Source organism: Allobosea sp. LjRoot90 (assembly GCF_964254315.1).
Lineage (GTDB): Bacteria > Pseudomonadota > Alphaproteobacteria > Rhizobiales > Beijerinckiaceae > Allobosea.
In genome coordinates this window covers 207,218-230,364 of record NZ_CAXUTF020000005.1, presented here as the reverse complement: position 1 = coordinate 230,364, position 23,147 = coordinate 207,218, and the positions used below count along the sequence as shown (strand labels likewise).

The 23,147-nt window shown below is 66.9% G+C and carries 23 protein-coding genes; 6 read left to right on the top strand and 17 right to left on the bottom strand.

Annotated elements, in window-relative coordinates; genetic code table 11:
• Positions 1 to 4 precede the first annotated feature (4 nt).
• The 3 genes from ACSQ3M_RS19640 to ACSQ3M_RS19630 are packed head-to-tail and all read right to left on the bottom strand — an operon-like array spanning position 5 to position 4,202.
• On the bottom strand, positions 5 to 2,122 hold the full coding sequence (locus ACSQ3M_RS19640; protein WP_436151758.1) for an ABC transporter permease: 2,118 nt from the start codon (positions 2,120 to 2,122) through the stop codon (positions 5 to 7).
• Positions 2,119 to 3,231, bottom strand: a complete 1,113-nt coding sequence (locus ACSQ3M_RS19635; protein WP_436151757.1) for an ABC transporter ATP-binding protein — start codon at positions 3,229 to 3,231, stop codon at positions 2,119 to 2,121. Before ACSQ3M_RS19635 ends, ACSQ3M_RS19640 begins: the two co-directional genes overlap by 4 nt.
• 5 nt (positions 3,232 to 3,236) lie before the next feature.
• Complete coding sequence (locus tag ACSQ3M_RS19630; protein WP_436151756.1) at positions 3,237 to 4,202, bottom strand: extracellular solute-binding protein; 966 nt, start codon at positions 4,200 to 4,202, stop codon at positions 3,237 to 3,239.
• A gap of 93 nt (positions 4,203 to 4,295) precedes the next feature.
• Here ACSQ3M_RS19630 and ACSQ3M_RS19625 point away from each other — a divergent pair, with 93 nt between their 5' ends.
• Entirely contained in the window at positions 4,296 to 5,186 is an 891-nt protein-coding gene (locus ACSQ3M_RS19625) for a LysR family transcriptional regulator (protein WP_436151755.1), read from the top strand.
• Between the two features lie 60 nt (positions 5,187 to 5,246).
• Here the strand turns inward: ACSQ3M_RS19625 and ACSQ3M_RS19620 are convergent, their stop codons facing one another.
• Positions 5,247 to 6,692 (bottom strand): tripartite tricarboxylate transporter permease, encoded by a 1,446-nt coding sequence (locus tag ACSQ3M_RS19620; RefSeq protein WP_436151946.1) that lies wholly within the window; start codon positions 6,690 to 6,692, stop codon positions 5,247 to 5,249.
• 50 nt (positions 6,693 to 6,742) lie between these two features.
• Positions 6,743 to 7,243 carry a tripartite tricarboxylate transporter TctB family protein gene (locus ACSQ3M_RS19615; protein ID WP_436151754.1) on the bottom strand — a complete coding sequence of 167 codons (501 nt, stop codon included), beginning with the start codon at positions 7,241 to 7,243 and terminating at the stop codon, positions 6,743 to 6,745.
• 136 nt (positions 7,244 to 7,379) lie between these two features.
• On the opposite strand from ACSQ3M_RS19615, the gene ACSQ3M_RS19610 reads away from it, so the two are divergent.
• On the top strand, positions 7,380 to 8,447 hold the full coding sequence (locus ACSQ3M_RS19610) for a mandelate racemase/muconate lactonizing enzyme family protein (RefSeq protein ID WP_436151753.1): 1,068 nt from the start codon (positions 7,380 to 7,382) through the stop codon (positions 8,445 to 8,447).
• Between the two features lie 12 nt (positions 8,448 to 8,459).
• Here ACSQ3M_RS19610 and ACSQ3M_RS19605 read toward each other — a convergent pair whose 3' ends face one another.
• The gene (locus ACSQ3M_RS19605) at positions 8,460 to 9,389 is read right to left on the bottom strand and encodes a Bug family tripartite tricarboxylate transporter substrate binding protein (RefSeq protein ID WP_436151752.1); all 930 of its coding nucleotides are present in this window, start codon (positions 9,387 to 9,389) and stop codon (positions 8,460 to 8,462) included.
• A 119-nt stretch (positions 9,390 to 9,508) separates the two neighbouring features.
• Complete coding sequence (locus ACSQ3M_RS19600) at positions 9,509 to 10,972, bottom strand: aromatic amino acid lyase (protein WP_436151751.1); 1,464 nt, start codon at positions 10,970 to 10,972, stop codon at positions 9,509 to 9,511.
• A 203-nt stretch (positions 10,973 to 11,175) separates the two neighbouring features.
• Between ACSQ3M_RS19600 and ACSQ3M_RS19595 the strand changes: the two genes are divergently transcribed.
• Positions 11,176 to 11,925, top strand: a complete 750-nt coding sequence (locus ACSQ3M_RS19595) for a GntR family transcriptional regulator (protein WP_436151750.1) — start codon at positions 11,176 to 11,178, stop codon at positions 11,923 to 11,925.
• Positions 11,926 to 11,943: 18 nt separating this feature from the next.
• Here ACSQ3M_RS19595 and ACSQ3M_RS19590 read toward each other — a convergent pair whose 3' ends face one another.
• From ACSQ3M_RS19590 to ACSQ3M_RS19570, 5 genes are read right to left on the bottom strand one after another with little or no spacing between them, the layout of a single operon-like run.
• Entirely contained in the window at positions 11,944 to 12,723 is a 780-nt protein-coding gene (locus tag ACSQ3M_RS19590) for an enoyl-CoA hydratase/isomerase family protein (RefSeq protein WP_436151749.1), read from the bottom strand.
• Between the two features lie 25 nt (positions 12,724 to 12,748).
• The gene (locus tag ACSQ3M_RS19585; RefSeq protein ID WP_436151748.1) at positions 12,749 to 13,624 is read right to left on the bottom strand and encodes an amidohydrolase family protein; all 876 of its coding nucleotides are present in this window, start codon (positions 13,622 to 13,624) and stop codon (positions 12,749 to 12,751) included.
• The gene (locus ACSQ3M_RS19580; RefSeq protein WP_436151747.1) at positions 13,621 to 14,235 is read right to left on the bottom strand and encodes a carboxymuconolactone decarboxylase family protein; all 615 of its coding nucleotides are present in this window, start codon (positions 14,233 to 14,235) and stop codon (positions 13,621 to 13,623) included. Before ACSQ3M_RS19580 ends, ACSQ3M_RS19585 begins: the two co-directional genes overlap by 4 nt.
• 21 nt (positions 14,236 to 14,256) lie before the next feature.
• Positions 14,257 to 15,459, bottom strand: coding sequence for a CaiB/BaiF CoA transferase family protein (locus tag ACSQ3M_RS19575; protein WP_436151746.1), 1,203 nt, complete (start codon positions 15,457 to 15,459; stop codon positions 14,257 to 14,259).
• A complete protein-coding gene (locus ACSQ3M_RS19570; protein ID WP_436151945.1) occupies positions 15,452 to 16,069 on the bottom strand; it encodes a glutathione S-transferase family protein in 618 nt (205 codons plus the stop codon). The genes ACSQ3M_RS19575 and ACSQ3M_RS19570 overlap by 8 nt, the downstream gene beginning before the upstream one ends.
• Positions 16,070 to 16,281: 212 nt before the next feature.
• On the opposite strand from ACSQ3M_RS19570, the gene ACSQ3M_RS19565 reads away from it, so the two are divergent.
• On the top strand, positions 16,282 to 17,295 hold the full coding sequence (locus ACSQ3M_RS19565) for an amino acid ABC transporter substrate-binding protein (protein WP_436151745.1): 1,014 nt from the start codon (positions 16,282 to 16,284) through the stop codon (positions 17,293 to 17,295).
• 142 nt (positions 17,296 to 17,437) lie between these two features.
• Here ACSQ3M_RS19565 and ACSQ3M_RS19560 read toward each other — a convergent pair whose 3' ends face one another.
• The 3 genes from ACSQ3M_RS19560 to ACSQ3M_RS19550 form a co-directional block, all read right to left on the bottom strand.
• Complete coding sequence (locus ACSQ3M_RS19560) at positions 17,438 to 17,572, bottom strand: hypothetical protein (RefSeq protein ID WP_436151744.1); 135 nt, start codon at positions 17,570 to 17,572, stop codon at positions 17,438 to 17,440.
• Between the two features lie 274 nt (positions 17,573 to 17,846).
• On the bottom strand, positions 17,847 to 18,179 hold the full coding sequence (locus ACSQ3M_RS19555; protein WP_436151743.1) for an STAS domain-containing protein: 333 nt from the start codon (positions 18,177 to 18,179) through the stop codon (positions 17,847 to 17,849).
• A gap of 46 nt (positions 18,180 to 18,225) precedes the next feature.
• Positions 18,226 to 18,678 (bottom strand): ATP-binding protein, encoded by a 453-nt coding sequence (locus tag ACSQ3M_RS19550; protein WP_436151742.1) that lies wholly within the window; start codon positions 18,676 to 18,678, stop codon positions 18,226 to 18,228.
• Between the two features lie 130 nt (positions 18,679 to 18,808).
• Here ACSQ3M_RS19550 and ACSQ3M_RS19545 point away from each other — a divergent pair, with 130 nt between their 5' ends.
• A complete protein-coding gene (locus ACSQ3M_RS19545; protein ID WP_436151741.1) occupies positions 18,809 to 19,261 on the top strand; it encodes a hypothetical protein in 453 nt (150 codons plus the stop codon).
• Positions 19,258 to 20,025, top strand: a complete 768-nt coding sequence (locus ACSQ3M_RS19540) for a MinD/ParA family ATP-binding protein (protein WP_436151740.1) — start codon at positions 19,258 to 19,260, stop codon at positions 20,023 to 20,025. Before ACSQ3M_RS19545 ends, ACSQ3M_RS19540 begins: the two co-directional genes overlap by 4 nt.
• 123 nt (positions 20,026 to 20,148) lie before the next feature.
• Here ACSQ3M_RS19540 and ACSQ3M_RS19535 read toward each other — a convergent pair whose 3' ends face one another.
• Together ACSQ3M_RS19535 and ACSQ3M_RS19530 are read right to left on the bottom strand one after the other, a co-directional pair.
• Complete coding sequence (locus ACSQ3M_RS19535; RefSeq protein WP_436151739.1) at positions 20,149 to 21,495, bottom strand: serine/threonine-protein kinase; 1,347 nt, start codon at positions 21,493 to 21,495, stop codon at positions 20,149 to 20,151.
• A gap of 27 nt (positions 21,496 to 21,522) precedes the next feature.
• A complete protein-coding gene (locus ACSQ3M_RS19530) occupies positions 21,523 to 23,139 on the bottom strand; it encodes a sigma 54-interacting transcriptional regulator (protein ID WP_436151738.1) in 1,617 nt (538 codons plus the stop codon).
• Positions 23,140 to 23,147 lie beyond the last annotated feature (8 nt).

The window sequence follows — 23,147 nt, the reverse complement described above, 5'->3', positions numbered from 1 at the left end:
GGATTTACCGGGAGATAGCGGAAGAAAGGCCGGGCAGAACCGGCGGCGAGCGGCGGCGCCCTCCCGTTTCCCGGCGCCGCTCAATCAGCCTCGCCAGGCCGATGGCCGCAAGCGCGAAGGCGAGCAGGAGGAGGCTCTTGGCGGCGGCGTAGCCGTACTCGCCGGAATTGGCGTGGTTGAAGATCGCGACCGAGGCGAGCTTGTGATTGCCCGACACCAGGAAGATCACCGAGGAGAGCGTCGTCAGTGCGTCGATGAGGACATAGAGCGTCCCGAGCAATAGGGCAGGCAGCAGGATCGGCAGGGTGACGTTGACGAAGCGCGAGACCAGTCCGGCGCCGAGACTCTCGGCCGCCTCATCGATGGAACAGTCCACGCGCTGGAGGGCGGCGCGTGCGGCGAGCACGCCGACGAAGATGTTCGAGAACAGGATGTTGACGACCAGGATCGCCGAGGTGCCGGTCAGCGACAAAGCGGGAATGCCGAAGGGGACGTTGAAGGCGACGATATAGCCGATGCCGAAGATGATGCCGGGCAGGATCGCCGGTACCAGCACCAGGAAGACGATGAGATTGGCGCCGGGCGGCCGCAGGCGCTCGACGACATAGGCGATCACCACGGCAAACAGCCCGCCGATCGGGCCCGCGATGAGACCGATGCGCAGGCTGTCCCAGACGAGCCCGAACCCGCGTTCCGAGCTGCCATAGCCGGTCCCGGCCAGGCCGATATTGACGCCTTCCCCGGTGAAGTAGCCGAGCGTCAGGCTCCAGTCCGTGCCCCAGACCCTGGTGACTGCGCCGAGCGCCATGGTGCCGTAGACCGCGAAGATCAGGACCGCGACTATCCCCGCGATCGCCGTCAGGCCGATGCGCCAGGAGCGCGGCATCGAAAGCTCGGAGCGCGCCGCGACGCTCGCGCTCGAATAGCCCTTGCGCCGTCCGAAGAGCTCGAGGCCGAGATAGAGCAGCAGCGAGGGAATGATCAGCCACATGCACAAAGCCGCCGCCAGCGGCGTATTCCGATAGGCTGTGATCTCGTCATAGACGATGCCGGCAAGCACCGGCGTATCGCGGCCGAGGATCATCGGGTTGCCGAAATCCGTCAGGCTCATGATGAAGACGAGCACGATCGCGCGCTTGAGCGCCGGCAGGGCCAGCGGCAGCGTGACCTCCCGGAAAGTGGTGAAATGGCTGGCGCCGAGGCCGGCGGCGGCTTCGTCGAGCCGGCCGTCCTGCCGGCGCAGGACATTGTCGAGGACGATCAGGGTCGCGGGCAGGAAGGACAGGGTCTGCGCCAGCACGACGCCAACGAGGCCGTAGAGATTGGTCTCGTCGGCATCGATCAGCCCGAGGCCCTGGTCAAGCAGCGTATGGGTCACCAGCCCGCGCCGGCCGAAGAGCATGACGGTGGCGGTCGCGATCAGCACCGGCGGCGCGACCAGCGGCATCAGGAAGACGCCGCGCATCACGGATGGCCAGGGCATGCCGCCGCAATTGATGCCGTAGGCGAGGGCAAAGGCGAGGGAGGTCGTGAAGACGACCGAGAGGCCGGCCAGCATCAGGCTGTTGAGCGCGGCATTGCGCAGATAGCTGTCTTGGAAGACCTTGAGGTAGTGGTCGAGCCCCCAGCGCTCCTCGCTGCCATTGCGCAATATGTCGAATGCCTGCTGGCCGATCAGGCTCTTGACCCGGAAGGCGAGCGCGGTGCGCTTGTGCTGCATCACATGGGCGAGCGCCCAGTTGTCGGTCACCTCCGCACGCACCTGCGCAGGCAGGGCGGCGAGCGCAGTCTCCATCGCCCTGGCCTGATCCGAATAAGGCGCCTTGCGGTTCCAGCCCGGTTCGAGCCCGGCGAGGCGAAACGCCATGGCCGTGGCCTCGACACGCTCGGTCTCGGTCGCCGACGCGCGCCAGCGCTGCAGCAATGCCGCGCTCTCCTGCGCCGGCAATTGGCCGAGCGCCTCGGCGGTGACGGCCTTGAGGCGCGCCGGCGGCATCGGTCCGGAGATGACGAAGCTCTCGACCAGCACGGCGCCGATCGGCACGCCGATGAAGATCACCAGCAACAACGTCACGACGCCGCTGACCAGCGCCTGCGGGAGCTGGCGCAGCAGGCGTGTCACGACCGCTCGCCGGAGGGAAGCAGGGCCGCCCGGCGCGCATCGGGGCGCAGCACGACCGGCGCACCGCGTCCGCCCAGCAGCTCGGCCTGGTGCGATGGGCAGTCGGCGATCACGGTGCGGCCGGAGTCGAGCGTCACCGTGAGCCGGACGACCGCGCCAAGGAAAGCCGAGCCGGCGATCCGCCCGGCCAATCCCGGCCCATCCGGGGCGACCGCGATATGCTCGGGCCGGTAGATCGCGGCGACCAGCTCGCCCGGTCTCGCTTCTGGGGGAAGCAGCATCGGCCAGATGTCGCCATAGGCATCGACGCCGCCCTCGACCGCATGGCCCTCGACGAGGTTCGAGGTGCCGATGAAGCTGGCGACGAAGCGCGAGGCCGGCCGATGATAGATTTCGGCCGGGCTGCCGATCTGCTCGACGCGGCCGTCGCGCATCACCGCGACGCGGTCGGACAGGGCCAGCGCCTCTTCCTGGTCATGCGTCACATAAAGCGTCGTGATCCCGAGCCGGTCGACGATGGCGCGCAATTCGTTGCGCAGCTTGACGCGAATGCGCGCATCCAGCGCCGACATCGGCTCGTCGAGCAGCAGCACCTCCGGGTCCGAGGCGAGCGCACGCGCCAAAGCGACGCGCTGCTGCTGCCCGCCGGAGAGTTCGTGGGGGTAGCGCTCAAGCAGGCGCTCCATCTCGACCAGCCGCGCGAGATCGGCGATGCGGCGCTCCCGCTCGGCGCGGGAGCGCCCCGCGATCGCGAGCGCAAAGCCGATATTGTCGGCGACCGTCTTGGTTGGGAACAGCGCATAGGACTGGAAGACGAAGCCCATCCGGCGGCGTGCCGGCGCCATCTCGGTGACGTCCTCCCCGGAGCGGCTGATCTGCCCGCCATCGGGCCGCACGAAGCCGGCAATGATCCTGAGCAATGTGGTCTTGCCGCAGCCGGAATCGCCGAGAAGCGTGACGAACTCGCCCTTGGCGAGGTCCAGCGCGACGCCATCGACCGCGCGCGCCGGGCCGCCATAGGACTTGACGACATCGCGCACGGCCAGATGCGGCCAGCCCGCCGCGACACCCGGCCGCTCGCTGGCGGGCGGGGCCGCGAGTTCGATCAACCCGGTCACTGCTTGAGGATGCGGCTGGCGAATTCGCGGCGGAATTCGGTCATGTCGACCGGGCGCCGCACCTGCCAGAGCGTGATCTGCTTGAGATCGACCAGGCCGTACCCGGGTACTGCGGTGGCACCGACGACCTTGCCGAGCACGGCGGCCGCGTCGTCACTCGCCATGAAATCGAGGAAGATCTTCGCCTCGACCGGGTTCGGGCCGCCGGCGACCAGGCCGCCGCCTTCGGTGACGTTGGGCGTGATCCGGCCGTAGACGATCTCCACCGGCTTGCCCGAGGCCTTGGTCTCGAAGCAGGTGGTGTCGAAGGTCAGGCCGATCGCGACCTCGCCGGCGCCGGCCAGCTGCGCGCCGCCCGAACCGCCATCCGCATACTGATAGACGTTCTCGTTCAGGTTCTCGACGAAAGGCCAGCCGAAGGCATCGACGAAGGTCGTCAGGATTGCGCCGCCGGTCCCGGATTTCAGCGGCGAGGGCAGCGAGATCTCCTTGCGGTAGATCGGCTTGATCAGGTCTTCCCACGTCGCCGGCATGGGCAGCCCCTTCTGCGCCAGCCGCTCCTTGTTGACGACCATGCACATCGTGGTGGCGAAGTACTTGCTGTAGAAGCCATCTGCGTCGCGGAAGGCCGGCAGGATCTTCGATCCCTTCGGCTCATAGGGCTCGAACACGCCGGCCTGCTTTAGTTGTTCCAGCGCGACGTTATTGACGAGATAGACGACGTCCGCCTGGGGCTTGCCCTTTTCGGCGATCGCCCGCTCGGCAATCGGACCGGTAGAGCCGGAGACGAACTTCACCTCGATGCCGGGATACTTCTTCTTGAAGGCGCCGACGAGCGCACTGTTGACGCTGTCGGAGGCGTTGTAGATCACGACCTCCTTGGCGAGGGCAGCGCCACTCACGAGCGCGAACGTCGCCGTAGCGGCGAGACGCGCGATCATCTTGCTGGGGAGGCTGAGCATGAAACTCTCCGTGCCTTCTGGCTTTTCGTCGTGATATAAGTGTCGCTAAAGTATGTGACACTGAAATGAAGCTACGCTTATTCAGGCTACCCGATGAACCTTGCCCAGCTCCGCGCCTTCCACGCCGTCGCGAACCACCCGACCTTTTCAGCCGCAGCCCAGGCGCTCGGCGTCAGCCAGTCGGCGATCACCCAACATGTGAAATCGCTGGAAGACGCCGTCGGGACGCGTCTCTTCCTGCGCGCGGCGAGCGGCGTGGAGCTGACGGCTGACGCGCTCGACCTGCTCCCGAAGGTGCGTCAGGCCATCCTCATGCTCGACGATATCTCGGCGCGGATGAGCGACGGCCGCGCCCTCGCCACCGGGCACCTCGCGATCGGCCTATGCGCGCCCTATGTCGCGATGCCGATCCTGCAACGGTTCACCGCGGAGCATCCGGGTGTTCAGCTCGATGTGCGGCTGGAGAACTCGAGCAGCCTTCTGGAACTCGTCGCGCAGCACCGCGTGGACATCGCCATCGCGACGCTGCGGGAACCTCATCCCGATTTCGCCTGCGATTTCGTGGTCGCCCAGCGGGTCGAGATTCTCGTGCACGCCGGCCACCCCTGGTGGAATCGCGAGCAGGTCGAGGCTCACGAATTGCCGGGTCAGCGCCTCGTGACGCGCGAAGCCGGCTCGATGACACGTCATCTCTTCGAGGCGGCGCTGGCGGAGCATGACCTCGAGCTTCCGCCGCATTTGACGCTCGGCAGTCGTGAAGCCGTCAAGGAGGCGGTTGCGGCCGGCATCGGCATCGGCATCGTGCTCGATCAGGAGCGAGGCTTCGACCCCAGGCTCAAGGCGATCGCCATTTCCGATGTCGATATCGTGGCCGGCGAATATCTGGTGACGCGGCGGGAGACCCGTAGCCTCGGCAGCGTCGCTGCCTTCCTCGCCATTGCCGGCGAGGTCGCCCGGGGCAAAGCCACAAACGGTCACGCCTAGTGTCGTCGGAAACAGCTGCTCGGACTTGAAGCGCACTGCCGCGCAAAGTCCGTCGCGGAGCTATCCGTCGACGGCCACGGCTCTGACGTTCCGGAATGACGGGAAGATGATCATCGACAAGATCATCGCCGCTGCGGCGAGCATGGCGATGCACACCGGACTTGTGAAAATACCGAGATCTCCGCCTGAAATCAGCATCGCACGGCGCAGGTTTTCCTCCATCGCCGGCCCGAGAATGAAAGCAAGGACCAGCGGGGCCAACGGACAGTTCAGCAGTGCGAAGATGATGCCGGCAACGCCGAACAATGCCAGCAGGGCAACTTCGAAAACGCTGTAGTTCACCGAGTAGATGCCGATGCAGCAGAACAGCAGGATCGCCGGGAACATCAGCCGATAGGGCACCTGCAGGAGCCTGACCCAGAGACCGATCAATGGCAGGTTGATGATGAGCAGCATCACGTTGCCGAGCCACATCGAGACGATCAGCCCCCAGAACAGCCCGGGCTGGACGCTTGCCAGGTTCGGGCTCGGCGCAATGCCGTGGATCAGCATGGCGCCGGCCATCATCGCCATGACGGAATTGCTCGGGATGCCGAGCGCCAGCATCGGGATGAAGGAGGCCTGCGCGCCGGCATTGTTGGCAGCCTCAGGACCCGCGACGCCTTCGATCGCGCCATGGCCGAAACGCTCGGGCGACGAGGACAGCTTCTTCTCGGCCGAGTAGGAGGCGAAAGACGCCATCATGGCACTGCCGCCCGGCAGAATGCCAAGCAGTGCACCGATACCCGTCCCGCGCAGGGCGGCAGGCCAGGCCGCCCGGAAGTCTGCCGCGCTCAGCCGCAGCGACGAGACGTTCTGGGCGCGCTCGCCGCCCTGCTCCGGCCGCGCCAGGTTGAGCACGATCTCGGCAATGCCGAACACCCCCATCGACAGGGCCGCGATGCCGACGCCGTCGCGTAGCTCGGCAATGCCGAAGGTGAACCGGTCGAGGCCCGTGTTGACGTCCGCGCCAATGAGACCGAACAGCAGCCCGACCAGGATCATGCCGAAGGATTTCAGCAGCGAGCCCTGCGCGAACACGATCGCCGCGGTCAGTCCGAGGATCATCAGGCAGAAATATTCCGCCGGCCCGAAGCGCTGCGCGACGGCGGTCAGCGCCGGGCTGAAGAAGGCGATCAGCAGCGTCGTGATCGTGCCGGCAAGGAAGGATGACAGGGCCGCCGTCGCCAGGGCCGTGCCCGCCCTGCCCTGCCGCGCCATCTCGTAACCGTCGAGGCAGGTGACGACAGAAGAGGATTCCCCGGGCAACCGCATCAGGATCGCGGTGGTCGAGCCGCCATATTGTGCGCCGTAATAGATACCGGCGAGCATGATCAGCGCGCCTGTCGGTTCGAGATAGTAGGTCAGCGGCAGCAGCATCGCCATGGTGGCGATCGGCCCCAGCCCGGGCAGCACGCCGATCAGCGTGCCGACCAGTGCGCCGAGAAAGCAGTACCAGAGATTCATCGGCGTCGCGGCGACGGCCAGTCCGATGCCGAGCGAGGAGAGAATCTCGCTCACAGCGGCCAGACCCGAACCGGCAGCCTCAGCACATAGCCGAACAGCAGCGCACAGAAGCCAGCGAAGGTCACTGCGACCACCGGCACCTCGCGCCAGCGCGCCTGCGGGTCGCCAAGGGCCGCGACCAGGATGCTGGCGAGGCAAGCGACGAACAGGCCGGTCCGCTCGACAAGGCCAGCGAACAGCAGGATCGCGGCCGCGATCCAGCCCATTGCGCGCAGTGGGAAGGCCGGCCAGCCAAAGGCGCGCAGCCGCATGCCCCTGAGCATCACGACGAGGCCGGTGAGCACCAGAGCCCCCGCGACGACGCGCGGCAGATAGCCCGGGCCCATATCGAGCGAGCTCCCGACCGGATAGCCGCGACCGATGAGGAGTGCGGCGAGCCCCAGGCCCGCGAACAGCAAGCCTGCCAGGATATCGCCAGCTGCACGTACGGCCTTGTTGTCCGCAACGGCCTCCCCCGGCCCTGCCGGGCGAGCTTCATCCTGGCTCTGCATTCCCTCGCCGCCCTATGATCAGGAGCCTTGATCGGCTCATTATGTCATTAGGCCAGTTTTATATACTATTGACCTGATGACAAGCCTGGTGTGATAGGGTCGGCTCGGTCAACCAAACGAAGCAGCGGGAGTTTCGATGGCAATCGGCGCAGTCAGGACGGTCGCGATCGACCAGACGCTGTCGGACCCCGAATGGCGCTTCGCGCAGGGACCGCTGACCCGCATCCGGGGCTTCGCGGTGATACTGTCCGATGCGCACGGTGTCGAAGGGCACGGCTATGTCCGCGCCATGCCGCCCTGGACCGAGCCGCTGGAGGTGGTGAAGGCGAGCTTCGACTATCTCTGCGAGGGCCTGGTCGGCCAGGACGAGACGGCGATCGGGGCGATTATGGACGGGCTCGACCACCGGCTGCACGGCGCCTTGCCGATAAAGGCCGGGATTGAATGCGCCCTGCTCGACCTGCGGGCCCGGGCGCTCGGCGTGCCGTTGCACGATCTCTATGGCGGCAAGCGCCAGGAACGCTTCGCCAATACGCGGATCATCCCCCTCAAGTCACCGCAGCGCATGGCCGAGGTTGCAGAGGGGCTCGTGAGTGCCGGTTTTCGGTATCTGAAAGTCAAGGTCTCCGGCGAGCCTGAGCTCGATCTCGACCGTGTCCGCTCCGTGAGGAGCGCCGTCGGGGCGGACATCGCGCTGATGATCGACGCCAATGAATCCTACACCCCGAAGACCGCGGTGCGGGCCATCAACGCCATTGCGCGCTTCGGGCTGGAACTCGTCGAGCAGCCAACGGCGGCGACCGATTTCAAGAGCTTCATCGCGGTCGCGCGCGCCCTCGACGTGCCGGTGGAAGCCGATGAAAGCGCCCAGGACCTGCCCTCGATCCTGCGGATCGCCGATGCCGGCCAGGTCGAATCGATCAACCTGCGGATCCTGAATCTTGGCGGCCCGAGCCGGACCGCGCAGGCGGTCGCGATCTGCCGGGCCGCCGATCTCGGCTTTCGCTTTGGCGCGGTGTTCGGGTCGAGCATCATCCACGCCCACACCGTGCACCTGGCGGCGAGCCTGCCCGCGCCGCGCTTCCCGCACGAATTCTCCGAGATGGCGCTCCTGAACGACGACCGCTTCTCAGGCCTGAGCCTGGAGGGCGGCGAGGTCGCCGTACCGACTGGAGCCGGCACGGGTTTGACCCTCGCGGGCTGAAACGGGCTCGTCTTACTCGAACTTCAGCCCGGCCTTGGCGATGATGTCGGCATAGATGGCGATATCGCTCGCGATCGTCTTGCCGAACGGAGCCGCCGCGAGATAGGCGGGCTCGCCGCCGAGTCCTCGCAGCTTCTCCTGCGTCGCCGGATCGGCCATGACGCGGGCCAGCGTCAGGTTGAGCTTGTCGGCGATGGCGGACGGCATCTTGGCCGGCCCGACCAACCCGACCCAGGAATGCGCGACGAACTGCGGAAAGCCGCTTTCCTTCATGGTCGGAACGTCAGGGAATTCGGGCGAGCGCTTTTCGTTCGTGGTCGCAAGGATGCGGATCTTGCCGGCCTTGGCGAGGTCGCCGAGCTCGCCGCCGATCATCAGCGGCACATGGCCGGCGACGATGTCGTTCAGCGCCGGCCCGCTGCCCCGGTAGGGGATGTGCTTGATCGGCGCGCCCGAGGCGATGGCGACCAGCTCGCCGGCGAGATGGCTGTAGGTGCCGATGCCACTCGAGGCGTATCCGAGTGAGTTCGGCTTCTGCTTGGCCAATGCGACAAGTTCGGCGATCGACTTCGCCGGCAGGCCAGGATAGGCGCCAATGAAGGTGAAGCCTTCGATCAGCCGGGCGACAGGCGTGAAGTCCTTGACGGAGTCGTAGGGCAGCTTCTTGTCGACATTCGGCAGGATCGCCAGCACGCCAGCGGAGCAAAGCAGCAGCGTGTGGCCGTCGGGCTGGGCCTTGGCGACGAAATCCGCGCCGATCGCCCCGCCGGCACCGGGCCGGCTTTCGACCAGGAAGGGCTGGCCGAGATCCTTGCTGAGCGCATCGGCGATCAGCCTCGCAACCGCCTCGACGCGCCCGCCGGGAGCGAAGGGCACGATCATGCGAACGGGCTTGGTCGGGTAGCTCTGTGCAACCGCCCCGCCGAGGCTCAGCGCGAGCATGCCAACCGCCGCCGCGAATGTTCGAAAGCGCAATGGTCTCATGGTCGTCTCCCCTTTTTATCTTGTGCTACGTTGATCAGTTCATTCGTCGCGGCCGTGTGGGCCACGCGCGAGGCGGTTCAGCCCTGGTCCGGAGGCGCCATCAGCGCGTCGATCCGCGCAGCCCCTGCATCGAGATGGTCGAGCAGTGCCGTGATGTGCGGCACGCGCTGCCCTGGCCCGGCATAGGGAACGGCCTCGCGCACCAGGGCGAAGAGCCGGCGCGTCGTTGCGCCCAGCGGCGAGGCCTTGCGCATCTCGACCGCCTGCGCGGCGACGAGCAGCTCCATTGCGAAGATCGACCGGCACAGCGTCGCAAACTCGGCTGCGCGGCGCGCCGCGAGGCCCGCCATGCTGGCCCGGTCGAGATTGCCGTTCGAATGGCTCGAGCTGGCGAGCTCGCCGACGACCGGCGCGGTCAGCAGGCGTGCTTCCGAGGTGATCGACTTGTGGAATTGCGCGAGGCCGTTGAACCCGGGCAACCCGACCCCGTCCTCCTCGATCAGCCCGACGCTCAGGCCCGACCAGAACGAGTCGGCCTGCTTGGCGAGGCGCTCCGTCGAGCTCGTCACCACCGGCGACATCGCGAGCCGCGCCACGTCCAGCGCCATCGCCAGGGCGACCATGTCGAAATTGGCGACCGAGACCAGCTCGCCCCGTTCGACGGAGACGACCGGATTGTTCTGGCTGGCCCGCAGCTCGATCGAGAGCTGCCGCCCGGCGAAATCGAGGCTGTCGGCGGCGTTGCCGTGAAGCAGCGGCAGCGAGCGGAAGCTCAGCGGATCCTGCAGATGGCGCGGGCCGCCGGGCGTCATGATGTAGCTGCCGGCGAGATAGCGCCTAATCGCGCCGCCATGCCGGAGCACGCCATCGAACGGGCGGGACGCCAGCGCGGCCTCCGACACCACTGACGGGTTAGCCGCGAACCCTTCCATGCTGAGCGCGCCGACCAGGGTCGCGAAGTCCAGCATGCGCGACAGATCGTGGAACGCCATCGCGCCCATGCCCAGCGACAGCGCGCTCGAATTCAGGAGGGCGAGCGCTTCGCCGGCCGCGAAATCATGGTCGCGGTAGAGCTCGAGGGCGAGATCTGCCACCGGCGACATGTCGCTTTCGCCCATCGAGCCCCAGAGATGCACCGGGATATGGCGGTCCGTGTTGAGGGCGTCGACGAGCCGGTCGGCGAGCACGCGCCGGACGCCGAGATAGCCGCTGGCCATCGCATTCAGCAGCACCGCCATCATCGCCCTCACCGCCTCCGGCGAGGCGAGCGGTCCGTGCCCCATATTATGCGTGAGCAGCAGGCGCCGGTTGAACTCGGCGACCCGGTCGGGCGCGAGCATGACCCCGGTCTTGGCGCCGACGCTGCTGGTCACGCCATAGACCTTCTCGCCCCTGCTCACGATCCCATCGACGACCTTCCGCGCAGCCTCGATGCGCTCCCCGGCCTCGGCACTGAGCGCGACTTTCGCGCCATGCCGCGCGATCCGTACGATCACCGCGGGGCTGAGATCCCGCCCGGTGATTTCGATCGTGCCGTGCATTCCCAGTCACCTTTTCGACAGCCCAAGCCGGCCGCACACATGGCGCGACCGGAGCCGATCATGCTCATTCGAAGCCTAAAGGGCAATAAGCTAGTTGATTATGTTTTATGCCTCACTCACGGCTGATGGGCTTACATTTGGGCGGATGATGAATTATCCTGTTGGGCTAGCCGGATCGACATCGCATCGGCGAAGGGAGCCGCATGACCGTTAGCCGCGCCGTGACGAAGCCGCTGGATTTCAAACGCACCGGGGTCTCCCGCTACAATCAGCTCGCGACCTTGTTCCGCCGCAGGATCGAAGCCGGTCAATGGGCGGTCGGCGCCCAGATTCCGACGGTCGACGATCTCGCTGTCGAATGCGGCGTTGCGCGCGCCACGATCCGCCAGGCGCTCGATCTGCTGGAAGCCGATCAGCTGATCGAGCGCTACCGCGCCCGGGGCACCTTCGTCCGCAAGCGGCCGACCGAAGATTTGTGGTGTGAGGTCGGCACGGACTGGTCCGGCCTGCTGCGGCCGAGCTACAGCGCCACGATCGAGATCCTCCGCGACGAGCCGGACCGGGTGTTCCACCCGTTCGATGGCCAGATCGGCGAACTCGCCCCGGCCTACCGGGAAGTCCGGCGGCGTCATTGGCGGCACGGCCAGCCTTTCCTGCTGGCCGACCTGCATATCGACGAATCCCTGCGCGACAGGATTTCGCAGCACGATCTCGAATCGAAGACGGCGCTGCGCTTGATCTCGGAAGTGCCCGGCGTGGAGATCGCCGATGCACGCCAGACCCTCACCGTAGGCACCGCCGATGTCGAAACCGCCGAGGCCCTGACGATCTCGCTCGATGCGCCGGTCGCCTTCGTGCACCGCCAGGCCGTCGACCAGCGCGGCGTGCTGGTCCTGAGTGCCAAGGGGCTCTACCGCGGCGATGTGGTCAGATTCGACGTCAAGCTGAAGTGACATGGCACGGGGCGACGGTCAGCGCCCCGTGAAGTGCGGCCGCCGCTTCTCTGCGAAGGCGCGTTGCGCCTCCTTCGTGTCCTCGGTGTGCGAGAGCGCGACGGTCTGCGACTGCTCGAAGCGATAGGCGTCCCGCAGCGCAAGGCCTTCCGTGACGTTGAACGAGCGCTTCGCGGCCTGGACGGCGAGCGGGCTCTTGGCCGCGATATCGCGCGCCATGGACTGTGCGAAGCCGAGCAGTTCCGCCGCCGGCAGGCAGGCCGAAGCGACGCCCATCCGGTAGAGGTCGGGGCCATGGACCCGCCGCGCCGTGTAGATCAGCATGCGGGCGTCGGATTCGCGGAAGAAGCGCCGGACATGGCTGACGCCACCAGCGAGGCCGACATCGACCTCCGTCATGGCGAGGAACGCCTCTTCGGCCACGAGGAGGATGTCGCAGCACAGCGCCAGCACACAGCCGGCTCCGATCGCAGCGCCGTTGACGGCGACGATGACCGGCTTGCCGCATTCCATCACCGCATCGAAAGAGGCGCGCACCAGCCGGTTGTGGCGGGGGTAGGCTCCCGCTTCATCCGCCAGGCCGGGCCGCTCCTTGAGGTCGGCGCCGGCCGAGAACGCCTTGCCGGCGCCGGTCAGCACGATCGCCCGGACGTCGGCGCTGTCGTTCAGCCGGTCGAAGATGGCGACGATTTCCTCGCGGAACCGGCGGTTTTGCGCATTCACCGGTGTGCGATCGAGCGTCACGGTCGCAACGTGATCGGCAACGCTCACCTTGAAGCACTCATAGGCGTCGGTCATGTCGGTCTCCTTGTCCCGCGTCGGCTCAGAAGCCGTAGAGAATGCGCGGATTGTCTACGAGAATGCGCTGCCGGAGCGCTGCGTCCGGGACCCAGTCCCGGAACAAATCGAGCAGATGGCCGATATCGGGCGCTCTGTCGGCGAGGCGTAAGTGCGGCCAGTCCGAACCCCACACCATCCGGTCCGGATTGGCGTCGATCAGAGCGTCGTGGAACGGCCGCAGATCGGCATAGTCCGGAAACGCCTGCGAACAGCGGCAGAGCACGAGCTTGACCCAAAGCCAGCCTTCGCGCAGCACCGCCAGGATCGCCTGGAAGGCGGGGTCGCTAATGCCGCGCGCGACGACGAGGCCTGCCATATGGTCGAGCGCGACCGGCAGGCCGGTCGCACGGTAGAGCGGCAGCAGCGCGACGTGCTGGTCGATGCTCGCCCAGATCTCGGCATGCCAGCCACGTGCGCTCAAGCGGGGCGCCAACTCAGTCAGCCCATCGGTGCCGACGGCGCCGGGAAAGCGCCCCGTTCCGCCCGGTACCGTCATGTCGTTGAAGCGCAGCCCGCGTACGCCGTGACCGTGCCAGACGTCGAGCTGTGCATCGCTCACGCCACCGTCCGCCGCCGCCACGCCCTTGATGCGCCCGCCCGATCGGCTTGTCGCATCCAGGATCGCGGCCGGATCGGAGCCATAGGCGCCCGGCTGAACCAGGACGCCGCGTGCAAGCCCAACCCGGTCGAGCATAGCGCGATGAGCGCCGGCCGGAGCCAGCGGCGGGACATAGTGCATCGCATGGGACACCGGAAAGGCGTCATAGGGCCCGAAGACATGCGCATGGCAATCGCAGGCCCCGTCAGGCAGCGTCCAGTTCGGCGGGCGGTGCGACCGTGGCGTCGTGGTCTCGGTCATCCCGCCTGCACCGCGCTCTGGACCTGCCGCGAGGCCGGCAACACGGTCGGGCCAGGCCCCTCGACCGGCAATGGCGCCTGCGCACCGTCGGGCAGCGGGATCTCATGCGCATTCAGGGTCAGCGAGACCATGGTGTAGTAGCCGATGACGCCCGTCAGCTCGACCGCACCGCGCTCGCCCCAGCGCGCCACGACGGCGGCATGGACTGCATCGGAAAGCCGCCCCGTCTGCAGCAGGAGCCGGGCGTAGTCATAGATCTCGACCTCGGCCTCATCCACGAAAACCGGGCTCTCGCCGAGCCGGATCGCCTCTATGCAGGCGGCATCGAGCCCGGCCGCGCGCGCCGCTTCGGCGTGGATATGGAATTCGAGCTGGCTGTTCCAGTGGCGGCCGACGACGATGATCGCGAGCTCGTTCAGCCTTGCCGGAAGCGAGGTCGAGTAGCGCAGGAACTCGCCCATGCGCGACCATCGCGCAGCCAACTCGGGACTGTGGATGATCGCGCGAAGCGGCCCGACGAGCCGGCCGCGCGGGCCTGAGACGACCTCGTCATAGACCTTGCGCTGCTCGTCGCTCAGCTCGTCGGGGGTCGGGAGGTGAAGGCGGGCCATGCTGATCTCCGCGAGCCGGCGTCAAGCCAGCCCGATCTCCTGCAGGATCTCGTCGGTATGCTGCCCGAGCAGCGGCGGCGCCCGATCGAAGGCGAGCGGCTCATTCCGGAAGTTCAATGGGCTGACCACCTGCGGAACCTTGCCGGCGGTAGGATGCGGCAGCTCGCGCAACAGGCCGCGATGCTTGACCTGGGGATCGTCGAAGACCTCCGGCACGGTGTTGATGGGCGCGCAGGGCACACCGGCGGCGTCGAGCGCCGTGATCAGGCTGTCTCGGCTGCGGCTCGCCAGCGCCGCGCGCAGCATCGGGTCGAGCAGAGCGTGATTGCGGACGCGTGCCGGATTGGTCGCGAAGCGTTCGTCGCTCGCCCAGCCGGGCTGCTCCAGGATGGCTGCGAGCTTGGCGAACTGGCCGTCATTCCCCACGGCCAGGACGAGCGCCCCGTCGGCACAGGGGAAGACGTCCTGCGGCTGGATATTCGGGTGGCGATTGCCACCGCGCGCCGGCGGCTTGCCCGAGAGCAGCCAGTTCATCGCCTGATTAGCGAGGAAGGCGGTCTGCACGTCGAGCATGGCGAGATCGAGATAATCGCCCTGCCCGGTTTCGCCGCGCCGTACCAGCGCCGCCAGCACGCCGATGGCCGTATACATGCCGGTCATGATGTCGACGATCGGGACGCCAACCTTCTGCGGGCCGGCGCCGGGCATGCCGTCGCGCTCGCCGGTGATGCTCATCAGGCCGCCCATCGCCTGGATCGCGAAGTCGTAGGCGGCAGCCTCCCGGCGCGGACCATTCTGCCCGAAGCCGGTGACGGAGGCGTAGATCAGGCGCGGATTGACGGCTTTCAACCCGTCATAGTCGAGCCCGTAGCGTCGCAGGGCACCGACCTTGTAGTTCTCGACGACGATGTCGCTGATCGCGGCGAGGCGACGGATCGCCTCCTGGCCGTCCTTCGTCGCGATGTCGAGCGTGATCGAGCGCTTGCCGCGGTTGACCGAAAGATAATATCCGGCCTCGCGGGTCGGCTGCCCTTGCTCATCCTTCAGGAAGGGCGGCCCCCAGGAGCGGGTATCGTCGCCGACATCGGGGCGTTCGACCTTGATCACGTCGGCGCCGAGATCGGCGAGGATCTGGGTCGCCCAGGGCCCCGCCATGATGCGGCTGAGATCGAGCACGCGGACATGGCTCAGGGGTCCCTGTCGGGCGCTGGCGGGCTCAGACATCGTCGTTGATCTCGGTCGCGATGGCTGAGGGACGTGCGCGGAATTCGTCATGCCAGGCGGCGAGTGCCGGGCGTCCGGCGCGCCAACCCAGATCGGCGAAGCGGAAGTCAAGATAGGACAGGCAGCAGCCGAGCGCGATCCAGGACAGCCCGAGCGGCCCCGGCGCGATCGGCCCGGCCTCGCGTTCCAGCCGTGCGAGCGTGGCGAGGAACTTCGTCTCGAAGCCCGTCAGCCACGCTGCGGTCTGCGCTTCGGGCGGCTTGCCGCGTTCGTTGCGCCACAGGATCAGGACATCGAGGAGGCCGGTCGCCAGCGCGTGCCGGCTCAGCTCCCGGAAGCGCTCCGGCCCGGCTGCGGGAATGATGAGCCCGCCGCCCGCGATCGAGTCGAAATACTCGCAGATCACGCCGGAATCGATCAGGACGGTTCCGTCCTCGAGCACCAGCGTCGGGATCTTGCTCAGCGGGTTGTCGGGCAGCAGGTCCGGATTGGGCGCCGTCATCAGAGCCACGGTTCGCCGCAGCGTCAGCCGGTCCACCAGACCAAGCTCATGCGCGGCCACCATCACCTTGCGGACGAAAGGCGATCGCGGCGACCAGTGAAGCAGCATCTTGCCCAAGCGAAACATCTCCATATTCAGCTTATCAGCTAGTTTTATGTCCTATAACAATTCACCTCGCGCTGTCGAGACCCGCGTGCAAAGCGACAAGGTGATCATTACCCGCCGACTGCCGCATCGAAAGCGAGCGCGGTCAGATTGACCAAGTTCCGACACAGGAATATAGGCTAGTTTAATGACCTAAATAACTGGGAGGAACGCCTGTGAAATTAGCAAGTGCCGCGCTGGGCGCACTGAGCATCGCGTTTTCGGTGTCGACGGCAGGCGCCGCCACGCTGGATGCGGTGAAGTCACGGGGGCAGCTGGTCTGCGGAACGAGCCCGGGCGTGCCCGGCTTCTCCCTGCCCAACGCGCAAGGGCAATGGAACGGGCTCGACGTCGACCTTTGCAAGGCAGTGGCCGCGGCGGTCTTCGGCGACACCACCAAGATCAAGTATGTGCCCTTGAACCCCAAGGACCGGTTCGCGGCGGTCCAGTCTGGCGAGGTCGACGTGCTGTCCCGCCAGACGACCTGGTCGCTGTCGAGAGACACCTCGCTCGGCCTTTCCTTCTCGCCGATCACCTATTTCGACGGGCAGGCGCTGATGGTGAAGAAGACGCTCGGCATCAAGTCGGCCAAGGAGCTGAACGGCGCCACGATCTGCGTCCAGGGCGGCACGACAACCGAGCTGAACATCGCCGACTTCTTCCAGAAGAACGCGCTGAAATACGATCCCGTCTCCTTTGCCTCCGGCGACGAGGCTATCAAGGCCTTCGAAGCGGGGCGCTGCGACGCCTTCACCACCGACGCCTCGGCGCTCTATGCCTACAGGCTCAAGGCGGCAAACCCGCAGGACTTCGTTGTCTTGCCCGAACTGATCTCGAAGGAGCCGCTCGGCCCGGCGGTTCGCCGCGGCGACGAAGCCTGGGCCAACATCGTCCGCTGGACCCATTACGCCATGGTCAATGCCGAGGAGCTCGGCCTGACCTCGGCCAATGTCGACGAGCAGCTCAAATCGACCAACCCCGAGATCAAGCGCTTCCTTGGCGTCGACGGCAAGCTCGGCGAAGGCCTCGGCCTGAGCAACGACTGGGCCTACCGGATCGTCAAACAGGTCGGGAACTACGGCGAGAGCTATGAGCGCTATCTCGGCCCGAACTCGCCGCTCGCAATCCCACGGGGCGCGAACAATCTCTGGTCCAAGGGTGGGCTGCAATACGCGCCGCCGCTCCGCTAAGGGCGAGCGATCAGGTCTCTAAAGGACCCGCTCTGTAACTAAGCTTTGCTGCAAGAAGCCCGGCCGGACTCGCATTCAAACACTGGGAACGCGTTCGGCCGGCAGCCCGACCAAGAAATGCCCGAGCGCGCAGCCGAGCCGATCAGGATTTGGCGATCTGCCTGGCGCCGCGATCGTACGCCGATGCGGACAGCCCCTCGAAGGCAAGCGAGGCTACGCCGAGCAGCCCGGCCGTGTTGCCGAGCTCGGCGATGCGGATATCGACCTTCGCCGCCAAGGCGGGCCAGATGTAAACCGGCAGAAGAACGCGGATCCGGCGCGGTGATCGGTGATACGTGGCGCGAGGAGGCCACCGGCCACCGGAAGCTACGGGGCGGGTTGGTGTCGCAGGCTCCAAGGGAAAGGTCCGTGTACGAATCGAGGGCGAGCGGGCCTGGCCGACGGTCAAAGGACCGCGCGCCCCGCGCCATCGCGCTAGCCCGAATCCCGTGGCGGCCACGATCGTGCGTCAGCGGCGATTTGGTTTCCGCAATGGGCCGACAACTGCCGGCTCAGATACACATCTGGATGGCGTCTTCCCGGCTCTCGCAGACCGTGAGGATCTGCAGGAAGCCGCTGATCGCAAAGACCTCCTTCACCGAGGAGGCGAGCGCGGCCAGGACGACCCGGCCGCCGATCTCCCGCATGCGCTTGGCGACGACGAGGAAAACGCGCAGGCCGGCGCTGGAGACATAGGTCAGCCCCGAGCAGTCGAGCACGAGGCGCGTAGCTCCGTCCCTGATCTCGGCCACGATCGCGGCTTCCGTCTCGGCCGCGTTGATGCTGTCGAGCCGGCCTGTGAGCGACAGGACGCGCATCTCGCCGATGGTCTGCGACTCCATCATCAGCCGTTGCTCTCCTGTGGCGGCGGATAAGGCCGGAACTGTTCGTTCAGGGGTGGATTCCGGCAGCCGGTACCGGCTGCGGCGGCAAGAGAAGCGTCAGCGTGATGACGTTGCGGTCGTCGTCGCGCCGATAGTCGACCTCATCGATCAGCGTGCGGACGAAATGGATGCCGAGGCCACCGATCTTCCGGTCCTCCAGCGCCGCGGCCGTGTCGGGCTCGGAAACCGAAAGCGGGTCGAAGGCCTCGGCGCTGTCGATCAGTCTCACCACGACGCGATCGTCATGGCGGCGCATCTCGATGTCGATGACGCCGTCCTTCTGCTCGGCATAGCCATAGGCGATCGTGTTGGTGATCAGCTCGTCCAGCGCGAGGTTGAGCTTGAAGATCATCGGCTGGGGCAGCTGAAGGGAATCTGCCAAATAGTCGATCGCATCGGCCAGACGCCGGATTTCATGTGTGTCGCTGCGAAGGACGACATGGATTCCGCGCGCCAGCATTCAACGGCCTTCGGTCGGCGATTATCATTCGCCTGTGACGCTAGAGGCCGATTGCGAAACTACGTTGACATCGATCAGGCCGACAGCGCCTTCCTCTTTCTGTCATCGATGGCGCTCTAGTGTGTCCCGCATGGACACCCACAGCCTCGCCTCCCCCGACCTGTTCGCCCGGCGCCTGCGCGATCTCTGCGGTGAGCTTGCCCGCGGCGACTACGACAATATCGACAGCCTCTTCGCCATGACGGCCGATGCCGACGCGCCAGAGACAGTGCGCGAGCTCGCCGAGGCCTTCGGCAGCATGGCCGTGCAGATCGAGGCACGCGAATTCCGGCTCGGCGAGATGCTGGCGGAGCTCAAGGAGGCCAATCGCCGGCTGGAAGAGGCCAATCGCGATATCACCAGCGAGAACGCCGACCTCAAGACCAAGGTGCAGCGCCTCGCCATCGAGATCGACCAGACGCGCAAGGAGCGCGAGGTCGAAGCCATCGTCGAGACCGACTACTTCAGGGCGCTGCAGGAACGCGCACAGGCGATGCGGCAGCGGCGTGACGCCGGTGGCCCGGAGAAGAGCGAGCGGACATGACCATCATCGTCTCGACGCATTCCTACCGGGGTGGCACCGGCAAATCCAACACCACGGCTAACATCGCCGCCCAGCTGGCGCGGCGCGGTCGGCGCGTCGCCATCGTCGACACCGATATCCAGTCGCCCGGCATCCACGTCCTGTTCGGCATCGAGCCGGACCGGCTGCGCTATACGCTCAACGACTATCTGTGGGGGCGCTGCCGCATCGAGGAAGCCGCTCACGACGTCACCGACCGGCTGGCCGAGGCGGCCACGGCGGGCGGAATCGTCATGCTGGTGCCGTCGAGCATCCGGCCAGGCGAGATCGCGCGGGTCGTCAAGGAAGGCTACGACGTCAACCTGCTCAATGACGGTTTTCAGGATTTATCCCGCGCACTGGCGCTGGATTACCTGTTGATCGACACTCATCCCGGCGTCAACGAGGAGACGCTGCTCTCGATCGCGATCTCCGACACGCTCCTGCTCGTGCTGCGGCCCGACCATCAGGATTATCAGGGCACCGCCGTCACGCTCGACCTCGCCCGCAGGCTCGGCGTGCCGCAGCTGCTGCTGATCGTCAACAAGGTGCTGCCCTCGCTCGATTTCCGCGAGCTCTCCGACCGGATCGCCAGCACCTATCGCGTGCCGGTCGCAGCCGTGCTGCCGCTCAGCGAGGACATGATCAGGCTCGGCAGCGGCGGACTCTATTCGCTGCTCGCGCCGACATCGGCCTATGCCGACGGCATTGCCGCGATCACGGCCCTGGTCGACAGCGATCGTTAGAGCCCGTGCCGATCAGCTTGCACCGCAAGCTGATCGGCAAAACGATCTCCATTCTAAAAGTGAGAGACGGATTCACCGACCAGGTTGATCCAACCTGATCGATCCGACTCTGGAGCGCCGCAATCAGCTGAACAGCGCCCGCGCGAAGGCCGAAGCATCCACCGCGCGCTGCCCGCGCTCGAAGGCGAGTGCCGCCACGACCGCCTGCCAGACCCTGTCCTCGACATCCACGGGCCTCTTCGGCGAGAGGCCCTGCTCCCGTGCCTCGAGCGCCGCCTTTCCGTCGAAGGGGTGGCGCCCGGCGAGCAGCTCATAGCTGATGCAGCCCAGCGCATAGACGTCGTCATCCGCCCGGCGCTCGGCCGTCTCGATCATCTGCGGGCTGGCATAGGCCGGTGTCAGCCCGCCGAGCGAGGTTGGATCGAAGCCTCCGTCGCGTGCCGCGCTCGCAATCCCGAAATCGAGCAGCTTCACGCCGCCCGCCGTCAGGAACACATTCGCCGGCTTGATGTCGGCATGGACCACGCCGCGCGCATGCGCATGGGCAAGGCCGGCGCAGAGGCCAGTGAGGATGTCCCTGCCCTCCTCCCAGCCGACCGCGGTCGGACCGGCGCGTGCGATGCGCTGATCAAGCGGCTCGCCCTCGAGTAGTTCCATGACGATGAAGAGATGGCCGCCATCGCGCTCGAAATCATGGATCGTGACGATATTCGGATGCGCGAGCTCCTGCGCCCGGCGCGCCTCGGCCTCGATGGTGCGCAGCGCCTCGGGATGATGGCGGAAATCGCCGCCGAGCAGCTTCAGCGCGACATAGGGCTGGTGGCGCATCGCCTCGAGCCGCCGCCGGTCGACCGCGCGATAGACCGTGCCCATGCCACCCCGGCCGATCTCGGCATCGAGGATGAAGCGGTCCTTCAACATGGCGCCGATACCGATCTGGCGCGTCTCGCGCCGGGGATCGAGCTCGAAACGCCGGGCGCGGCCGGCTTCGGCATTGCTCGCGTCCCGCCGGAAGCGCAGGCTGCGGAAATCGGCGAGGCTGGCGTCCAGCGCTGCGTCAGAGCTGGCTTCACCGGTGCGGTTGCGACCGCGCAGGCCCACGAAATCGCCGATCAACGCATTGACGACGACCTCGTCGACCTTGTCGCGGATCGTGCCGGCCGGCGGCAGCGCCATGGCCGGATCGGGCGCAGACCGGCGCGGCGGGCCGAGCGGGACGGTCGGAGGATCGAGGCCGGCGTCGCCGGATGCGGCGGCTGCCGAGGTCCCACCAAGCTCGCCGGCGAGAAGGGCTGCGAGATCGGCGGGCAGGCGTCCTTCATTCGCCCAGTTCCCGAGCTGCGCGAGGACCGGCAGGGCGGTGCCGTCGCCGATCACGAGGCTCTTCAGGGCCGCGACGAGCCGCTCGAACGGCATCCTCCCCGAGACGAAGGCGTTGAGGGCGCGGTCGGCCTCGTCCGCCCTATCCATCGATCCTTCCTCTCGGCAATGCCGTGCTCATGGTGTCCTGATGGCGTAGCGCTGCAGCTTCTCGACCAGGCTGCGGCGCGAGATCTGCAGCATGCGGGCAGCCCGACTCTGGTTCCAGCCGGCTTCGCGCAGCCGGTTCTCGATAACGATCGCCTCGTATTGCCGCACCGCCGAGCGCAGGCTGCTGCCGCCCTCGGCCGCCGGCGTCTGCACGATGATGTCGGGCGCAACCCTGGCGAGATGCGCCGGCAAGTGCTTCAGGTCGATGCGCTCGTCGCCGTCGATCAGCAGCGCAGCGCGTTCCGCCATGTTCTTCAGCTCGCGCACATTGCCGGGATAGCGCCAGCGGCAGAGCGCATCGAGCGCCCGCGGCGTCAGCGCGAAGCCCTCGCGGCCATGCGCCTGCGCGATACGCCGGAGGAAGAAGTCTATGAGCAGCGGGATATCAGAAGGCCGCTCGCGCAGCGGCGGGATCGTCACCGGGAAGACACTGAGCCGGTAATAGAGGTCCTCGCGGAAGGTTCCCTGGGCGATCTTCTGCGGCAGGTCGCCATTGGTCGCGGCGATGATGCGGACATCGACCTTTTCGAGCCGGGTGTCGCCGAGGCGGCGCACGGAGCCCTCCTCGAGCAGGCGCAGGATCTTCGCCTGCAGCGGCAACGGCATGTCGCCGATCTCGTCGAGGAAGAGCGTGCCGCCATTGGCCTCGTGCACCAGCCCCTTCTTGTCGGCGAGCGCGCCCGAGAAGGCGCCCTTGCGATGACCGAAGAGCTCGCTCTCCAGCAAAGTCTCAGGCAGCGCCGCGCAGTTCTGGGCAACGAAAGGCCGGTCCCGACGCTTGCCGAAGCGATGGATCGCATTGGCGAAGACGTCCTTGCCGGTGCCGGTCTCGCCGAGCATCAGCACCGCCACCGATGAGGAGGCGGCGCGGCGCGCCAGATCGAGCGCCGCCTGGAAAGCCGGGCTCTCCCCGACCACCTGCTCCTCCCGCGGCGCGGTCATCACCTTCAGCCGGGAATTCTCGCGGGCGAGGTCGGCATTGCGCCGGTCGAGCTGGCGGATAAGTTCGCGGTTCTCCTCGAACAACCGGGCATTGGTGATCGCAACGGCGGCATGGGCGGCGAAGGAGCCGACGACGCGCTCGAAGGCCTTGGGCAGCGCGCCGATCTCACCTCCCGGCGTCAGCTGCACATTGATGAGCTGGAGCACGCCGAGGGTCACGCCCTCGACATTCCACAGCGGCGCGACCACGAAGGAGCGCGTGCGATAGCCGGTGCGCTCGTCCTGCTCGCGCAGCCGCACGAAATCGAATCCGCTATAATCGTAGACGTCGGCGAGATTGACGATCTTGCCGGTGACCGCCGCGAAGACATTGGCGTCGCGCAGGTTGAACGCGTTCCCCTCGGCATAGACGGGAATCTCGCCGGGGAGCGCCGCGGCGTCGGGCGCGACGTCGTTCTGGCCGACGAGGCCGTGCAGATGCCGGCCGGTACGGTCGAGCACCAGCACGCGCCCGCCCTCGGCGCGGGTCAGGCGTCGCGCCGAGCTGACCACGGCCCCGAGCAGCGCTTCGAGGCGACGCTCGGTGGCGAGCGTCGTGGTCAGCTCGATCAGCTCCTCGGCGACCGAGAGGGGGTCGTGCATTTGGCGGG

Excerpts from the sequence above, each read along its gene's own strand:
- ACSQ3M_RS19610 (WP_436151753.1), top strand. The coding sequence starts at position 7,380 with ATGGCAATCGGCGCAGTCAGGACGGTCGCGATCGACCAGACGCTGTCG.
- ACSQ3M_RS19535 (WP_436151739.1), bottom strand. The coding sequence starts at position 21,495 with ATGGATAGGGCGGACGAGGCCGACCGCGCCCTCAACGCCTTCGTCTCG.
- ACSQ3M_RS19605 (WP_436151752.1), bottom strand. The coding sequence starts at position 9,389 with ATGCTCGCGCTGAGCCTCGGCGGGGCGGTTGCACAGAGCTACCCGACC.
- ACSQ3M_RS19620 (WP_436151946.1), bottom strand. The coding sequence starts at position 6,692 with ATGAATCTCTGGTACTGCTTTCTCGGCGCACTGGTCGGCACGCTGATC.
- ACSQ3M_RS19615 (WP_436151754.1), bottom strand. The coding sequence starts at position 7,243 with ATGCAGAGCCAGGATGAAGCTCGCCCGGCAGGGCCGGGGGAGGCCGTT.
- ACSQ3M_RS19590 (WP_436151749.1), bottom strand. The coding sequence starts at position 12,723 with ATGACCGACGCCTATGAGTGCTTCAAGGTGAGCGTTGCCGATCACGTT.
- ACSQ3M_RS19575 (WP_436151746.1), bottom strand. The coding sequence starts at position 15,459 with ATGTCTGAGCCCGCCAGCGCCCGACAGGGACCCCTGAGCCATGTCCGC.
- ACSQ3M_RS19625 (WP_436151755.1), top strand. The coding sequence starts at position 4,296 with ATGAACCTTGCCCAGCTCCGCGCCTTCCACGCCGTCGCGAACCACCCG.
- ACSQ3M_RS19600 (WP_436151751.1), bottom strand. The coding sequence starts at position 10,972 with ATGCACGGCACGATCGAAATCACCGGGCGGGATCTCAGCCCCGCGGTG.
- ACSQ3M_RS19580 (WP_436151747.1), bottom strand. The coding sequence starts at position 14,235 with ATGGCCCGCCTTCACCTCCCGACCCCCGACGAGCTGAGCGACGAGCAG.
- ACSQ3M_RS19630 (WP_436151756.1), bottom strand. The coding sequence starts at position 4,202 with ATGCTCAGCCTCCCCAGCAAGATGATCGCGCGTCTCGCCGCTACGGCG.
- ACSQ3M_RS19550 (WP_436151742.1), bottom strand. The coding sequence starts at position 18,678 with ATGCTGGCGCGCGGAATCCATGTCGTCCTTCGCAGCGACACACATGAA.
- ACSQ3M_RS19530 (WP_436151738.1), bottom strand. The coding sequence starts at position 23,139 with ATGCACGACCCCCTCTCGGTCGCCGAGGAGCTGATCGAGCTGACCACG.
- ACSQ3M_RS19595 (WP_436151750.1), top strand. The coding sequence starts at position 11,176 with ATGACCGTTAGCCGCGCCGTGACGAAGCCGCTGGATTTCAAACGCACC.
- ACSQ3M_RS19545 (WP_436151741.1), top strand. The coding sequence starts at position 18,809 with ATGGACACCCACAGCCTCGCCTCCCCCGACCTGTTCGCCCGGCGCCTG.
- ACSQ3M_RS19585 (WP_436151748.1), bottom strand. The coding sequence starts at position 13,624 with ATGACCGAGACCACGACGCCACGGTCGCACCGCCCGCCGAACTGGACG.
- ACSQ3M_RS19570 (WP_436151945.1), bottom strand. The coding sequence starts at position 16,069 with ATGCTGCTTCACTGGTCGCCGCGATCGCCTTTCGTCCGCAAGGTGATG.
- ACSQ3M_RS19540 (WP_436151740.1), top strand. The coding sequence starts at position 19,258 with ATGACCATCATCGTCTCGACGCATTCCTACCGGGGTGGCACCGGCAAA.
- ACSQ3M_RS19555 (WP_436151743.1), bottom strand. The coding sequence starts at position 18,179 with ATGATGGAGTCGCAGACCATCGGCGAGATGCGCGTCCTGTCGCTCACA.